Here is a 16440-nt window from a genome sequence, read left to right as displayed (position 1 = left end):
AAATCTATTCTATTTTAAATTAGAAAGATAAACTCTCTTTCTATTTTAAAATAGCTGAAGATGAAACTTTGTTCTTTGGAAGATAAATCCAAAAAATAGTTCCTTCATCTGGTGTACTGTTAAAATTAATTATACCATTATGGTTTTCAATAATTCTTCTGCAAAGCGCTAGTCCAATTCCGTTGCCTCCATATTGATCTCGCTCATGCAGACGTTGAAACATATCAAATATGCGGGCAGAATATTTATTATCCATACCAATTCCGTTGTCAGCAATAGAAATTACTTCATAATTTTCGGGATTAGCGACGAAATGTTCATCTTTCGGAACATCTCCGTATGAAATTGTTACCGTAGGCTGGGCAGTATTAAACTTAAGTGCATTATTGATTAAATTGTAAAATAGCTGACCTAACTGTGTATCCAGACCCAAAACTTTTGGAAGCGGGTTCACGTTTATTATGGCATTTTTTTCTTCAATAACCATACTCAAGTCGGCCTGAACTTGAAGCAGTACATTATTAAGATCTACTTGTTCAAAATATTTTTCTTTATTATCAATTCGCGAATAGTTAAGTACATCTGCAATTAAATTAGATAATCTTCCGAGTTGCGAGCGTAATTCGATCAAAATAATACTGCTTTCTCTGATCTTCGCTTAAGTGTTCTCCTGCCCGAGAAAGCATAATCATGATTTTTCTAAGCGGTTCTTGTAAATCATGACTGGCTATATACGCAAATTGCTCCAATTCTTTGTTTTTGAAAAGAAGTTTTGAATTTGCACTTTCCAGTTCATGCTGAATTATCTTTAGTTCACTATTGTCTTTTAGTGTTTCAACAATCATTTTTTGAGCGCTGATATCAACAAAATAAACGAGCCAGTTATTAAAAGTTCCGTCCTCTGCTTTATTTGGTGTTATTGAAACCAAATGCCATGTGTAGTCTGAGGAATTTTTAATTCTGGTTTCTCCAAAAAACACAGAATGATTTCTTTTTGCTTTGCTCCATCCGTCTAATATTATATCAATATCATCGGGATGAATAAAATTATGAAGTGATTTTTTATCGAAATTAAGAAGTGGCTTTAGTAGAAATTTTTCTAAAGATTCGTTTACCAATAAAACATTATTACGTTCATTTATAACACAAATAAGAATTGGCAGTGTATTAGCGAGCTGTTTGTATTTGTTTTCGCTTTCTGTCAGTTTTTCTGAAAGAGCAATAAGTTCGATATTTTTCTTTCTAATCTCATCGTAAGGAGATAGTGGAGGCTCATATTTAAAATAGTCAATAAGACTTTTTATTTTGGTTTCTGAAAGTAATCCAGGAGAAGATATAGGCAGACTTATTCTAGTAATCGATTGATTATTAGAATAACTATATTCCATATCATTAGAAATTTTAGAGGCATAAATAAATGCTTCTGGATTGCAGTTTTTTAAATCAACAGAGTCTGTGATAATTGCGACAATTTCCTTTTGGGTGCTTTTAATAATATTCACACCCAAAACAAGCAGAGAATCCTTACCCTTAGCAATAGAGCATCTGGCAATTTCAGAAACAGCCGTTGCAAATCTTGTTTGAAAAGAAGATGCCATACCACACATTTCTGCAATTTTCATGCATCGCTTATGGGCTAGTATTAAGTCCATTTCGTTATCAAGATTAATTTTTATGATCTCTTTCATGGGGCTTAATTTATTTTACCAACAAGTATTGTAGCATCGTCTGTACCTCTCACATTTTCTTTGAATAGTGCTGACGCAATTATGGATGAACTCTGCTTAAGAATAGAAGTCATATCATTAAGATTCCATCTGGTACGTAATCCATCACTATGCATAACAATAATTTGATGTCTTTTGTAAGGAACTATTGTGCTGTTTAAAGTACGCGGAATGTTATGTCCTATAATTCCATTATAGGGTGTATAGGTTTTATTTTCTAATCCGTTATAAATTCTCGTATTAATATTGCCTATGCCGCAAATATTCCAAGTTTCCGATTTATAATCGACTGAAGCTATTGTTCCAACTAATCCTCTGGTTTTTTTACCCTAGAATGTATATCCCGCAGTATAGCTGAAGGTTCTGTCTCAGCAGATTGCTTAAAGATTTTTATTGCGGCTTGTATAGCTTCTCCAGCGCTTTCTCCATGACCTAATCCGTCACCAACAAAGATTTGAAAACCTCTAGTAGAATATTTTATATGGTATCCGTCTCCGCAAATTTTTTCACCGGGATAATTAACTGCAATTGCGGCATGACTGATTCCAGTTTGAAGAGCAGGTAATTCTAGATTGGCTTTTTCGCAGATTCTAACATATTGAACGCAACCCCAGTTTTTCATGGAGTAAATTTGAAAATCATTACTTAATCTTTTAATCGAGCCCAATCCATGGCCAAGAGTATTAGAAGAAGAATATCCGTCGTTCATTATCTTGGCAACATTTTCAAATCCTACACCTTTATCAAGACAATAAATCTCAATTTCATTGTATCCATTTTCCAAATGTGCTCTATAAAGTAATTCCCCTCCATTAGCATATTTGATAAGATTTGAAGTTAGTTCTGCAACAATAATATCTGTTTCAGCGACCCTGTGAGGTGTAAATCCCAGTTGAAGGGCCAGATTATGTATTTCTCTTTTTATAAAAGCAATAAGGCTTCGATCGTCTATTTTATAAGTGGAAAACGTATTATCCATTTTTCCATTTTGTTATAGTAACGGTAGTTCCGTTTCCTAGTTCTGATTTAATTTCAAATTCATTAACAAGTCTTTTTGTTCCTGGCAGACCCAAGCCGAGGCTTTTTCCTGTACTGTATCCATCCTTCATAGCCAGTGTTATATCGGCTATACCGGGACCTTGATCAATAAAGGTTACACGTACACCATTATCTCGGCCATTGCTGACAGATTCTATGATGACTTTGCCGCCACCGCCATATTTTAGCAGGTTACGGACAAGTTCGCTTGTGGCTGTAATCAATTTGGTTTGATTTAATATGCTCATACCAATTTTTACGCCATACTCTTTTACACGATTGCGCAATGGTACCACATCTTGTTCCCTTACAATAAGAGACTCTTCTTTACTATTCGTTATCGTTGTCATCTAAGTGCTCTTCATTATAGCTGTTTTGCATTTTTGAGCGTAGTAGATCCATACCTTTTTCAACATTTAAGGCGCTTATGACTCCGTTTAAAGATAATCCTAATTCAACAAGTGTAATAGCAACTGCAGGTCGCATTCCTACAACCACAGTTTGTGCATCCATTATTTTTGACATAACGGCAATATTCCCTAAAATTCGGCCCATAAAAGAGTCAATTATAGAAACTGCAGAAATATCAATTAATACACCTTTAGAGCTATGTTTACTTATAGTATTAATTAAATCTGATTCGAGGTTTTCTGCCAGTTGATCGTACAAATCTACTTGTATGGTAACAAGCAGAAAATCCCCCATTTTTAGTATTGGAATTCTTTCCATATGAATAATAAAATCTTATCTACAATTTATTTCTTTTAACAACAGAAAGCTGTAACATGTCAAATGCAGTTTTAAGTGCACTTGCAAGAGATGCTTTTGTAATGATTCCAGTAAGATCGATTCCTAAATGAACAACAGTCTGAGCTATTTCTGGACGAATTCCACTAATAATACATTCTGCACCCATTAAACGTGTTGCACTAACTGTTTTAATAAGATGCTGTGCAACAAGAGAATCTACTGCAGGAACACCTGAAATATCAAGAATTGCAATAGAACTTCCTGTGTCTACGATCTCTTGCAGAAGATTTTCCATAACCACCTGAGTTCTGGAGCTGTCTAATGTACCAATGATTGGTAAAGCAACAATACCTTCCCAAACCGTAATAACTGGAGTCGAAATTTCACTTATTTCATCAACTTGTCTTGAGATAACATCTTCTCTTCCTCTCATGAAGGCTTCAAAAGTTAAAATAGTCAAATTGTCTAAAACGGAATTCAATTTTAAATTGGCTTCGTAAAGTTTCGAAGAATCTGATATTAATTCCGAAAGAATTTTAGAAGTAGCTTCTTTAAAAGAGGTCAAATATTGAGCGTTTTCTCTTGGGGAATAACCACGCTTTCCTCGTGAAGTTGAAATTCCAATTATAAGATCTTCTACTTTTTCTAACTCGCGTGCATCTTCATTAGATAAGGCTGTTAAAAACACAGAAGCGAACTCTTTTGACTCTTCTTCTTCCATAGCGCCATCACTAGCTCCAATATCAGAAAGAATTTGTGACCATACAGTTAATAATTTGTTTTCGTGCTCTTTTAGGACACCTAGGATATTGTTTTGCATTTGCTTTAATTTTGGTATTTTCTCTAACAAATATATGACATTTAAACATACTTTAAGAAAAGATTTGTTAAAACCCAGATAAAATGTAAAATTCAGTTTAACTGTTAAAAGTGTAATAATTTATTAAGTTAGAATTTATTTTACTTAATATTTAGTAATTATTTCGTTGTTCTTCTATTCAATTTATATGGAGAATATTTTATGGTGGACACACATCCTAATAATTTAGACTTTACTATTCGATAACAATAAGAAATATAATTTTTTAAAATCAAAAAGCTCAAAATAACTATTTAAGAAAAACTTTATATGAGCATAATTAATACCTTAAAAAAAAATAAATTAGAATGGTTAAGTATAGTTTCAAATATTATAGATAATTATTTATTTCTTATTAATTAAAATCACTTCATTTCCAGCGATAGCATATATAATGTGGTCTAAATTTGGCTTTAATAAATGCTTTCCAGTGAATTCACCAAATGCAGGCAAAATCATTTGGTTATCTTGCCTGAAAAAACAACGTAATTTTAAGCTTTGAAGTCCTAAACCTCTCAATATTATTCCCGGATGAATATGTCCAGAAAAATTAAATAAGTTTTCTTTTTCGGTTGGATGATGGGTAAAGAAAAATGTATTGATTTCTAACATTTCCACTACAACAACTCCGATTTTTTTATAATGACTTTCATCAATAATATCGTGATTTCCCGTAATTAAATAGGTTTCGTAATTATTGTCTAAAACCCAATTTTCAAATAAATCCCATTCTGCATTTTTGGTGCTGTGAAATAGATCTCCTAAAAAGATAATTTTTTCAGGAACGAAATAATCTAAAACCTCTGTAATTTTTCTAAAATTTTCTGAAACAGCACTTTGTGGAATAGCAATTCCGTGTTTTCTAAAATGTGTTACTTTGCCCAAATGAAGATCAGAAATAATGACTGTTTTTTTGCTTTCCCAATAAAGGGCGCCAGTAGGATGAAGCTCGAATACTTCGTTATTAATTTCAATTTTCATAAATTATTATTTCATGTAAGAAGCAGTCATTTTCTGAATTCTTTCTGCTAAAGTTTCACTTGATAATTTTTCTCTCAGACGGTCTGTAATGATAGGGAAGCTAAATGGAGTTGGCTTAAGACATTGTTTCCAGACGATTTGCTGGTTTGCAATTCGTTCCAAAGCCAAAATCAAACGCCCTTCTTCCAATTGATGTTCAAATGTTTCGCGGTACGCCTGATGCAGTAATAAATTGTCCGGCTCATAATCCCTAAAAACTTCAAACAGTAATTGAGAACCACTTTGTAAATGTTTCGTTTTGACCATTTTCCCAGGAAAACCAGTAAAAACCAATCCAGCGATTACAGCAATATCACGAAACTTTCTTCTTGCCATTTCGGTCGAATTTAAGCTTTTCTGTAAATCATGATGTACATATTCTGTTGAAAAAAGATTATTGTCTAATACTGCTTCAATATCAATTTCCTGATCAGAAAGTAATTCAAATCCGTAGTCATTATATGCCAGAGAAAAACTAATGGATTGTAACAAACTGATTCGGTATGCCAATAAACTGGCTAATGCTTCATGCACAAAGCGTCCTTCAAACGGATAAAATATCGCATGATATCCTTCTCTGGTTTTAAAAGTTTCTATTAAAAATTCATTGGTATCAGGAACAATAGATTCTTTTCGCTGTCTTTTAAACAAAGGTCGCAAAGCTTTCAGTTCAGGTGAAAGATCATCTGTGTTGGCACGATACAATTCCTGACGAAGTAACTCACTCATTTGAGAAGACAGTGCCAAACGGCCTCCCATCCAGCTGGCAATTTTAGATTCTTTTTTCGCACTTGCTTTTTTGACCAAAACCTGCATATTTCGAATACGGAACAATTCAAGTTTTTTTCCCGCAAAAATAAAAGTGTCGCCCGGTTTTAATTTCGAAATAAACCATTCTTCAATTGTTCCGATATAGTAACCGCTCATGAACTTAACATTTAAAACGGCATCGCCTACAATAGTTCCAATCTGCATTCTGTGGTGCATGGCGATCATTCGGCTATTGATTTTATAACGGCCGTCTTCTTCAATTTCTACTTTTTTGAATTCGTCGTAAGCCTGTAAACTTTGACTTCCGTTGGTAATGAAATTTAAAATCCAATTCCAATTTTCTTTAGTCATGGTTTGATAGCTGAAAGTTCCCTGTACTTCCTTAAAAATTTCATCAGGAAAGAAACCATCAGAAACCGCTAAAGTGTTAAGATATTGAACCAAAACATCCCAGCTGTTCAAATACGGGACACGGTCTTCTATTACGCTGTTTTCTACGGCTTTTTTTAAGGCAGATGCTTCAATCAATTCAATGGCATGGGTGGCAAGAAAGTAGATTACACTTTCTTTTCCCGGCTGATGACCGCTTCGTCCAGCTCAGCTGCATAAATCGCGCAACACCTTTTGGACCGCCAACCTGAATAATTGATTCAACTGGAGCAAAATCAACACCTAAATCTAGACTTGAAGTACAAACAACCACTTTTAATTCTTCATTACGAATGGCTTGTTCTACCCAAAGTCGGGTTTCTCGATCAATGCTACCATGATGCATCGCCATTTCTCCGGCAAATTCGGGATATTTTTCTAATAATCGCTGATACCAAATTTCGCATGCCGAACGAACATTCGTAAAAATCAATGTCGTTTTACTGGCTTTGACAATTTTCGCGACTTCATCAATCAGATGTAATCCCATATGGCCACGCCAGGGATAAGTGTCCATTTTGTCTGGAATAATCGAGACGACTTTTATTTTTTTATTAATTACAGCTTTAATTAAAACAGAATTATGGTACGCCTCAGAATCAATTCCAAGCAAAACTTCCTGCGCTTGCTGTAAGTTGCCAATAGTTGCAGAAATGCCCCAAATACGAATATTTTTTGCTATAGTTTTAAGTCTGGATAAGCCTAATTCTACCTGTACACCGCGTTTTGTTCCAAGTAATTCGTGCCATTCATCTATAACTATCGAACTGCAGTTTTTAAAAACAGTTTCAAATCCTTTTGATGCTAAAAGCAATTGTAGACTTTCTGGAGTAGTAATGAGCAGATCTGGCATTTTTCCTTTTTGTTTCGCTCTTTCTGATGCTGAAGTATCTCCAGAACGAATTCCAACAGTCATTTTTATGTCTAAATCATTTAAAACTCTTTCTGCGGCTTGTTTTATTTCTACAGACAAAGAACGGAGCGGAGTAATCCAAATAGCTTTTAAGCCTGAAGTATGCTTGGCTTGGTAATTCGGATTTTCTTTAATGTAGTTTAAAATAATGGGAAGCCATAGTGCATAAGTTTTTCCGCTTCCTGTTGGAGCGTTTAGTAAACCATTTTTTCCCTGCAAAAAAGCAGTCCAAGTTTGAGTCTGAAATGGAAAAGGTTTCCATCCCTGATTTTCAAACCAATCGCTGGCAATCTTAAATAACTGCTCTCTATTCATTTATAATATCATATTTTTTAAATCTTCTATAGAATTGGCTTCATCGATTTTTTTATCGTGACGCCATCTTAAAATTCTTGGAAAACGGGTTGCAACACCGCTTTTATGTCTTTTTGAAAGTGCAATTCCTTCAAAACCAATTTCGAATACCAATTGGGGCGTCACACTTCTTACGGGGCCAAATCGTTCCAATGTGTTTTTCTTGATCCAGTCATCGACCATTCTAAATTCGGCATCGGTTAGGCCAGAATAGGCTTTCGCGAAAGTGACGAGTTCACGTTCTTTACTTTCATTTTCCTGCCAAAGAGCAAAAGTGTAATCGGTAAATAAATTAGAGCGTCTTCCATGGCCTCGCATAGCGTAGGTGAGGACCGCATCTATTACCAATGGTTCAATCTTCCATTTCCACCAATCGCCTTTTTTTCGTCCAACTAAATATGGAGAATCTTTTCGTTTCAGCATTAAACCTTCGCTTTTCATTTCTCGGGATTTAAGTCGTTCTTCTGTCACGTCTTCCCAATTTGAAAAATTAAATCTTTCGGAAAAGTCGCAACGGAATATCTTTTCCAATTAAAGTCGTAAATAATTGCTCTAATAAAGTACGGCGTTCTTCGTAAGGCAGATTTCGAATATCATTTCCCTGCCATTCTAATAAATCATATGCTTTTATAATAACGGGCGAATTTTTTTAAAACAGAAGCCGATACATTTTTTCGCCCAATTCGGGTTTGCAGATCATTAAATGTACCAATTTGATTTTCAATGAAAGGAAGAATTTCACCGTCTATTACAGTTCCGTTTGGAATTATTCCGATGAAAGAATTAAATTCTGGATATTTGTCGGTTACCAATTCTTCGCCTCGGCTCCAAACATAAATTTCATTTTCACGAATAATAGTCTGCGAACGTATTCCGTCCCATTTATGTTCGGCACTCCAATCTTCTGGATTTCCTAAATTTGAAAGTTCACCTTCAATCGGATAAGCCAGATAAAACGGATATGGTTTTGATAAATAATCAGTCGCTTCTTTCGTCTAAAATCAATTCTTTAAAAGTAATCGTATTCGGATTCCAGTCGCCCATTAGTTTATAGGCAAGAGTATCTTCGTCAATATTTTCAGCTTTAGAAAGTGCACGAGTCATTAATTTCTGACTTAAACCAATTCGGAAACTTCCTGTAATTAACTTCGTAAAAACGAAACGTTCGTAATAATTTAAGTTTAGCCAATTCGTCTGCAAGTATTCTTTTTTTCAGGATCTGTTTTCTTTTTTAAAGCGATAATCTCTTGTAAAAATTCGGTCAGACTTTTATCAGAATGTTCCTTTGTAGTCGGAATAACCAATGCGATCGTTTCAGCCAAATCGCCGACAATATGGTAACTTTCTTCAAATAACCAAAGTGGAATATTAGCCAATTCATTTGCCCATATTCGTAATAAAGTTGTATTAACTGGTCGGGGAGGACGGCGATGCGAAAGAATGGCAATCGTCCAGACTTTGTCTTCGTCGCTTGCTTTTTGAAAATAATTCGTCAAAGCATCAACTTTAACCGATGTTTTATTAGAACTATCTAAGGTTTTTATAAGCTCGGCAAAGTTTTTCATTTAATTTTGAGTTATGAGTTATGAGTTGGGCATTAACAATTCACCATTAACAATTTACAATTAATTTCACAATTCATCATTAGTTACGTCGTTTGTTTCTCCTTCATATTGCGTATTCGCAGTTCTGGCATCATAGCCTAATTCTCGGAGATATTTTGAAAATATATCAGAATAACCGTGTGTGCAGATTACTTTTTCGGCACCAGTTGCCTGAATACTTTCTAGTAATCCTGTCCAGTCGCAGTGGTCGCTTAAAACAAAGCCACGATCAACGGCTCGTCTGCGTCTTGCGCCGCTGAAAAGCCATCCAGCCGCTTGCTGAGCCCGTTACAAATGGAGTCATTTTTCTGATCCAAGTACTGCCATGCGCACTTGGCGGTGCAATAACTATGCTTCCTAATAAATCTTCTTTTTTGGTTTCTGGGGTTACTCTTATCGTTGCGGGTAAATCAATTAACGGACGAACAATTTCGGTCATGTTTTCAATCGCGCCATGCGTGTAAATGCGACCAATGTTGGGGTCAAGATTTTTTAATAAACGTTGTGCTTTTCCTAAAGAATAACCAAAAAGTACAGAGGTTTTTCCCTCTGCACGATTTTCTGCCCACCAATTATTAATGTCAGTCATAACTTCCGCCTGTGGTTCCCATTTAAAGGCTGGGAGTCCGAATGTGCATTCTGTTATAAAAGAATGGCATTTTACGACTTCATAAGGAACGGAAATTCCGTCGTCTTCTGTTTTATAATCACCTGTAAAAACCCAAATTTCGCCTTTGTATTCAACTCTTATCTGCGCAGAGCCAATAATATGTCCTGCGGGATGAAAAGAGAATTTGACGCCGTTTATAGTAAAAGTTTCATTCCAATTTTTTCCTGTAACATTAATTTCGCCCAAGCGATGTTTAATGATGGCTACATTGGAATAATGTGTGATATAATTTTGATGTCCCCATCTCGCATGATCAGAATGACCGTGTGTGATAATAGCATTAGTTACCGGACGCCAGGGATCAAGATAAACATCCGCCTGTTGACAGTAAATGCCTTTATCGTTAAATTGTAAAAGTGGTACATTCATTTATTTTTCAATTAGCTTAGAAGATTTAATTTGTTGCTGCAATAATTAAATAAGCAATTAAGGAAATACTCAAAACAAAAAGCATCATTGTAATAAAGGTAAGCATAGCGGTTGAATACTGGTACTTTCCTTCTTTTAACAATTTGACTGTTTTAGTATATCTTAAATAGGACAGGAGGATCGTTAAAGCGCCTGCGATCAATAATCCAATTCCTAAGTAAATCGTGAAATTACTGTTGGGTGCAATAGTTTCGGCCAAATATTTAGCAGGAAGCTGTTTTAAAAACAGTGAAAATTTTACAGCTACAAATCCAAAAACCATTATCCCAATTCCAGTACGAAGCCACGCCAATAAAGTTCTTTCATTAGAGAGGTATTCATTCATAATTTCCTGATCATTTTTAGGCGACATGTCTAGCTGTATTTTTTAATTTTCAAATTTATTATAAGGCGGGTTTGAGTATTTTTCATCTTCGTGATCCAAATTGTAACTATCATAAGGATTTGACCAGTCATAAGTTGAAAAAGGGGTGTTGTCTTCAGCTGTATTTAATCCGCTTTCTATAATTTCATAAGAGTCATCAGAAAAGTCATCACACTGATTTTTATAAGTAGTATCAGGATTTTGTCCCGATGTAAATTCTGCATCCAGAGCTTCATTTTCATGAGCTGTATCAATATGATCCGGTTTACTGCATTTAAAATTTGCTGTTTCAGCAGTATATCTAATGTGATTATTTGTTTTCATAGCTGTTACTTTAAATGAATAAATTTCAACTTTTGGATATATACAAATTTGAAAATTAGATGATTAAAAAAATTATAGGATTTGGTTTTAATCTTACATTATTGTCTGCTCTTTATTTTATAAAATTGTATTTTAATTCTATAAAAAATACTTCCAGCCATTTTGCAACTTTGTATATCAATAATTTAAAAAATTATACATCATGGAAACTTCAAGAAAAGATTCGAAATCTGGAATGAAAGATTCTGGAAAAACTCAAAAATCAACTTCTGGTTCTAGAGGAAAAAGCTCAACTACAAAATCAACAGATTCAAAAGGTAAAGCTGGGCATTAATTTTTAGTTTATTGTAGAACTAAATAATAAAAGCGTGCTGTCTAGTTGTAGACAGCACGCTTTTAAATTTTCATAAGAGTAAAGTTTATTTTAAAACTTCTTGAATTGTTTGAACAAAAGCATCGACTGGCTGTGCTCCGGAAACAGCATATTTACGGTCGAACACAAAAAACGGAACGCCTTGAACTCCAATTTCTCCAGCTTCTTTAATATCCGATTGTACTTCTTTTACAAATAAATCATCGCTTTCCAGTACTTCTCTAATTTCGTTTTCTTCCAGACCGGCTTTTGTTCCTAATTTTATTAAAGTAAGACCATTATTTAAATCTTCACCGTCAGTAAAATAAGCTTTAAAGAAAACCTCTTCCATTTCATCGCCTAAATTTTTAGTTTTCGCCAGCTGAATGATTCTATGCGCATTTAATGAATTGGATATAATAGCTTTATCAAAGTTATAATCTAAACCAACACTTTTAGCTCTTTCTGAGACGCCTTTGTGCATTTCTTTAGATTGTTCGATCGACATACCTTTTCTTTCTGCTAAAAACGTATAAACGTCTTTATCTGGTTCAGAAGTGATGGTTGGATCCAGCTGAAAGCTTTTCCATTCAATTTCAAAATCATTATTTGGAAAAGATTCTAAGGCACTTTCCAACTGTCTTTTTCCGATATAACAAAAAGGACACATAATGTCCGACCAAATTTCTATTTTCATATTACAAAGTTAAAGAAAAAAATTTGTTTCAGGTTTCAAGTTTTAGGTTTCAAGTTGATATGCTTTGTGTTTTTCTAACCGCAAAGTGCGCTAAGATTTTACGCAAAGATCACAAAGTTTTCTTCTCTAAAGTAAAGAGTATAAGTACACAAAGCTTTGCGTTCTTTAGCATTCTAAAACAATCCGAAGCAAAATCTTAGCGAACTTTGCGTAAACCTTTGTGAACTTTGCGGTAAAAATTATACGCACAGTATATCAACCTGAAACCTGAAACTAAAAATAAACCTAAATAAAAAACCGCAACTCTTTATAGGAATTGCGGTTTCTAGGTATAAAAAATGGTTGGTTAATAGCGATATCTTTTTTTTTACAATGATATATCTTTAATTTGAAACTAAAAAATATCTCTGTAACAGAAAGAAACTTTAATGTTAACTATTTAACATTACAGGCATTACAAGCATAGTAACTGTTTCTCCTTCTTCTAAACCGTCGACAGGAGTTAAAATTCCTGCTCTATTTGGTAATGACATTTCAAGCATAATCATGTCAGACTGCAAGTTAGTTAACATCTCTGTTAAAAAACGAGAGTTGAAACCAATTTGTAAATCATCTCCTTGATAATCACAAGTCAATCTTTCTTCTGCTTTGTTTGAGTAATCAATGTCTTCTGCAGAAACATTTAATTCAGCTCCAGCAATTTTTAAACGAATCTGGTGCGTAGTTTTGTTAGAGAAAATCGCAACACGCTTAACTGAACTTAAAAATAAAGAACGGTCAATCATTAATTTGTTTGGATTTTCTTTTGGAATTACCGCTTCGTAGTTTGGATATTTTCCATCGATTAAACGGCACATTAAGATATAATTGTCAAATGAGAAAGTTGCATTTGAATCGTTGTATTCAATTTTTACTTCAGCATCAGAAGTACCTAAAATACTTTTCAAGATATTTAAAGGTTTCTTTGGCATAATAAAATCTGCTACTTGAGAAGCTTTTACATCTGTACGAGCGTATTTTACTAATTTGTGAGCATCTGTTGCTACGAAAATCAATCCTTCTGGTGAGAACTGGAAGAAAACTCCAGACATTACCGGACGTAAATCATCGTTTCCAGCAACAAAAATAGTTTTGCTTACAGCAGTTGCTAAAACTTCAGCAGGAACAAGTGTTACAGATGGGTCTTCAAGACTTACCGCTTTTGGAAATTCTTCTCCTGCGGCATAAGCCAAAGCATATTTACCAGAATTTGAACTGATTTCTACTGTATTGTTATCCTCAACAGTAAAAGTTAACGGCTGTTCTGGAAAAGTTTTTAAAATTTCAAGCAAAAGTTTAGCTGGTACAGCTACGCTTCCTTTACTTGTAGAATCGATTGATAATGTAGCAGACATTGTCGTTTCAAGATCTGAAGCCGAAACTGTCAAGGCATTATTGTCTAGTTCAAATAAAAAGTTATCTAAAATAGGAAGTGTATTGTTGCTGTTAATAACACTGCCTAAAACTTGTAATTGTTTTAATAAGTACGAACTCGATACTATAAATTTCATCGTCTTTTGTTTTATTTTTTTGCTCTTTTTCTCAGTTTTTCTTCAACTAAGTAAGGTTTTACAAATATATCGTAAACATTCTTAGTTTCGCAATTTTTTTATTAACATCTATTTACTGTACTTTCTTTTTCTAATAAAGGTAAATACAAGTCCAAACACTAATAAAATTAGAATTGGAACTCCGATAGTTATGAATTGGTTAATACTATAGCTTTCGTAAACTTTTTCTTTATCTAATAAAGGCAGTTCTACATCTTTGCTTCTAATGTTAATAAGTCCAGTATCATCAAGAAGGTAATTGATACAATTCATGATAAAGTCTTTGTTGTCGTATAAATTTCCAGTTCTTTGATCGTAACCCAATTCAACTGGCATTCTATTTTTGTCTAGTTGATTTCTGGCCAAATCTCCATCTGCAATAACAATCATTTTATTTGGTTTTCCTTTTGCTTGCAAAAGTATTGTCTTTAAATGGTAATACTCTGTTTTCAAAAGCAGAATGGAATGATCCTTCTAATAAAACAGCTAGCGGCAGATTTCCTTTATTTAAGTACTCTTCTGGAGTCGATTTTTCTGTTACCATATTCAGACTGATTTCTGCTGGCGCTCCAATAGTTTTTGAATACTGTGAAGATTGCAATAAAACCGTCTTTTTAATTCCGTTTTTCAAAGTATCAATTGGACTGGTAAAATCAAATTTAATCCCTCCAAGATTTTTTACAATTGGATGTTCGCTTGTTGGGTAAACCTGCGGTGCAAATTTCCAAACAAAATCCTGATATTGTGTTGCGCTTCCTTGTTCACCAGTCGCCAGCTTTATAGGAGTTCCTTGCTCGTCTTTTACCAAGTCCGGATTAATTCTGAATCCGTATTTGAAGAACATATCATTAAGATTTAAATCTCTAGGATAAGCTAAGGTCGCCTTGATCATTGTATAAACTGTCCATATCGGCGGCAACCTGATCAATTAACCAAAGCGTTTTTCCGCCATTCATAATAAACTGATCCAGAACTTCTTTTTCCTCGTCAGTAAATTTTTCAGTTGGTTTTGAAATAATGGCTAAATCATACTTTTTAAGTGCATTTAAAGTTCCATTTGGATCTGTTGCAACAGAATCTAACGTAAACGGTCCAATGTAGTAACTTTCTTTAATCTGCACCAGCATTTTGGCAATATGAATTTCTTTCAATTCGCCATTACCTCTTATAATCGCAACTTTTTTCTGCTTGTCTTTGGTAATTTTATTAATGGCATCAGCAATTGAATATTCTAAATGCTGAATAGATCCAATTACTTTTTGCGTAGTCGATGCTCCCATTATATTTTTCAATAATGGAATATTTACTTCTTTATTATTGTAAACCGCCACTGCCCAAGGAAAAACCATTGCTTGAGATTGTTTTCCTTTGTCGTCAACTGTAATGTTTACAGGAGTTAATCCTTTTTTGAAAAGTGATTTTGTCAGTTCGTCGCTTTCGTCTTCATTTTCTAAAGGATCAACAAATTCAAAAACTATATTTTTGTTATATGCCTGAAATTCTTCTAATAACTGTTTCGTTTCTTGTTGTAATCTTTTAAAATCTGCTGGAAGATCTCCTGCCATGTAAATTTTTACAGAAAGCGGATTTTGAACTTGTTTTATAATTCCTAATGAAGTTGGCGATAAAGTATAGCGTTTGTCTTTTGTTAAATCAATACGTTGAAAAAATAAGGTTCCAAGTACATTTAAAACAACTAAAATAAAAATAGTGATGCCTAATGTTTTTAGATTTTGCTTTGTAGATGCTTTCATTACGCTTTAAAAGATTTTAGTTGATAAACAGTAAAAGATAGAAAAGCGATTGTAATGCTTAGAAAGTAAATAACATCGCGTGTGTCAATTACACCACGGCTCATACTTTTAAAGTGATTCTGCATTCCTAAAACAGCTACAAAATTATTCGAACCCTGAATTAAAGAAGCTAAGCCTTCAAAACCAAAATAAAAGAAAAAACATAAGAAAACAGCAATAATAAAAGCTACGATCTGATTTTCTGAAAGGGTAGAAGTGAAGATGCCAATTGCTGAATAAGAAGCAATTAAAAACAATAATCCGAAGTAAGAACCAATTGTGCTTCCCATATCAATATTACCTTCGGGCGCACCCAAATCTGAAATTACTTTTACGTAAATCAATGTTGGAATAATAGCTAAAATGATCAATAAAAAAGAACCGAAAAATTTTCCGTTTACGATTTCCCAAATCGATAAAGGCTTGGTTAATAGTAATTCTAATGTTCCTTGTTTTTTTTCGTCAGAGAAACTTCTCATCGTTACGGCTGGAATTAAGAAAATTAAAATCCAAGGCGCCAAAGTAAAAAATGGAGTCAAATCGGCATAACCAGAATTTAGAATATTGTAATCTCCTTCAAAAACCCATAAAAAAGAGTCCGCCGCTGATTAAGAAAATCGCAATGACTAAATAGCCAATAGGAGAGCCAAAAAAGGATTTTATTTCTCTTAGAATTATAGACTTCATATATTTTGTTTCAATTTTTATTTTCTAACCGCAAAGAACGCAAAGTTTTACGCAATGTTCGCAAAGTTAT

The 16440-nt window shown here is 33.9% G+C and carries 13 protein-coding genes and 5 pseudogenes; 1 reads left to right on the top strand and 17 read right to left on the bottom strand.

The window, feature by feature from the left end; translation table 11 throughout:
- Positions 1–40 precede the first annotated feature (40 nt).
- The 13 genes and pseudogenes from ACZZ95_RS19835 to ACZZ95_RS19775 all read right to left on the bottom strand — a co-directional run bounded on the left by ACZZ95_RS19835 (position 41) and on the right by ACZZ95_RS19775 (position 11252).
- Positions 41–631, bottom strand: a complete 591-nt coding sequence (locus ACZZ95_RS19835) for a sensor histidine kinase (RefSeq protein WP_463470338.1) — start codon at positions 629–631, stop codon at positions 41–43.
- The gene (locus ACZZ95_RS19830) at positions 594–1688 is read right to left on the bottom strand and encodes a PAS domain S-box protein (RefSeq protein ID WP_463470337.1); all 1095 of its coding nucleotides are present in this window, start codon (positions 1686–1688) and stop codon (positions 594–596) included. Before ACZZ95_RS19830 ends, ACZZ95_RS19835 begins: the two co-directional genes overlap by 38 nt.
- A 5-nt stretch (positions 1689–1693) precedes the next feature.
- Positions 1694–1843 carry a hypothetical protein gene (locus tag ACZZ95_RS19825; RefSeq protein WP_463470336.1) on the bottom strand — a complete coding sequence of 50 codons (150 nt, stop codon included), beginning with the start codon at positions 1841–1843 and terminating at the stop codon, positions 1694–1696.
- A gap of 191 nt (positions 1844–2034) precedes the next feature.
- Entirely contained in the window at positions 2035–2706 is a 672-nt protein-coding gene (locus tag ACZZ95_RS19820; protein ID WP_463470335.1) for an ATP-binding protein, read from the bottom strand.
- Positions 2699–3061 carry an anti-sigma regulatory factor gene (locus ACZZ95_RS19815; protein WP_463470334.1) on the bottom strand — a complete coding sequence of 121 codons (363 nt, stop codon included), beginning with the start codon at positions 3059–3061 and terminating at the stop codon, positions 2699–2701. The genes ACZZ95_RS19820 and ACZZ95_RS19815 overlap by 8 nt, the downstream gene beginning before the upstream one ends.
- Before the next feature lie 34 nt (positions 3062–3095).
- Positions 3096–3470: an STAS domain-containing protein gene (locus ACZZ95_RS19810; protein ID WP_463470333.1), complete on the bottom strand. Its 375-nt coding sequence runs from the start codon at positions 3468–3470 to the stop codon at positions 3096–3098.
- A gap of 43 nt (positions 3471–3513) precedes the next feature.
- Positions 3514–4335, bottom strand: coding sequence for an STAS domain-containing protein (locus ACZZ95_RS19805; protein WP_463470332.1), 822 nt, complete (start codon positions 4333–4335; stop codon positions 3514–3516).
- A gap of 384 nt (positions 4336–4719) precedes the next feature.
- The gene (gene pdeM / locus ACZZ95_RS19800; RefSeq protein WP_463470331.1) at positions 4720–5355 is read right to left on the bottom strand and encodes a ligase-associated DNA damage response endonuclease PdeM; all 636 of its coding nucleotides are present in this window, start codon (positions 5353–5355) and stop codon (positions 4720–4722) included.
- Positions 5356–5361: 6 nt separating this feature from the next.
- A pseudogene (locus ACZZ95_RS19795) lies at positions 5362–7822 on the bottom strand (ligase-associated DNA damage response DEXH box helicase).
- Positions 7823–9426: pseudogene (locus ACZZ95_RS19790) on the bottom strand (ATP-dependent DNA ligase).
- 66 nt (positions 9427–9492) lie between these two features.
- A pseudogene (locus tag ACZZ95_RS19785) lies at positions 9493–10504 on the bottom strand (ligase-associated DNA damage response exonuclease).
- A 25-nt stretch (positions 10505–10529) separates the two neighbouring features.
- Positions 10530–10916 carry a YidH family protein gene (locus ACZZ95_RS19780; protein ID WP_463470330.1) on the bottom strand — a complete coding sequence of 129 codons (387 nt, stop codon included), beginning with the start codon at positions 10914–10916 and terminating at the stop codon, positions 10530–10532.
- A gap of 15 nt (positions 10917–10931) precedes the next feature.
- Positions 10932–11252: a hypothetical protein gene (locus ACZZ95_RS19775; RefSeq protein WP_463470329.1), complete on the bottom strand. Its 321-nt coding sequence runs from the start codon at positions 11250–11252 to the stop codon at positions 10932–10934.
- A 202-nt stretch (positions 11253–11454) separates the two neighbouring features.
- On the opposite strand from ACZZ95_RS19775, the gene ACZZ95_RS19770 reads away from it, so the two are divergent.
- The gene (locus ACZZ95_RS19770) at positions 11455–11586 is read left to right on the top strand and encodes a hypothetical protein (RefSeq protein WP_256385383.1); all 132 of its coding nucleotides are present in this window, start codon (positions 11455–11457) and stop codon (positions 11584–11586) included.
- Positions 11587–11671: 85 nt separating this feature from the next.
- Here ACZZ95_RS19770 and ACZZ95_RS19765 read toward each other — a convergent pair whose 3' ends face one another.
- The 4 genes and pseudogenes from ACZZ95_RS19765 to gldF all read right to left on the bottom strand — a co-directional run bounded on the left by ACZZ95_RS19765 (position 11672) and on the right by gldF (position 16370).
- On the bottom strand, positions 11672–12301 hold the full coding sequence (locus tag ACZZ95_RS19765; RefSeq protein WP_463470328.1) for a DsbA family oxidoreductase: 630 nt from the start codon (positions 12299–12301) through the stop codon (positions 11672–11674).
- A 431-nt stretch (positions 12302–12732) separates the two neighbouring features.
- On the bottom strand, positions 12733–13851 hold the full coding sequence (dnaN, locus tag ACZZ95_RS19760) for a DNA polymerase III subunit beta (protein ID WP_463470327.1): 1119 nt from the start codon (positions 13849–13851) through the stop codon (positions 12733–12735).
- Positions 13852–13959: 108 nt separating this feature from the next.
- A pseudogene (gene gldG, locus ACZZ95_RS19755) lies at positions 13960–15644 on the bottom strand (gliding motility-associated ABC transporter substrate-binding protein GldG).
- Positions 15644–16370 (bottom strand): annotated as a pseudogene (gene gldF / locus ACZZ95_RS19750) (gliding motility-associated ABC transporter permease subunit GldF). The pseudogenes gldG and gldF overlap by 1 nt, the downstream one beginning before the upstream one ends.
- Positions 16371–16440 lie beyond the last annotated feature (70 nt).

The sequence above is a fragment of the Flavobacterium sp. AC267 genome, from assembly GCF_979258715.1.
This window is presented reverse-complemented; position numbering and strand designations above follow the sequence as displayed.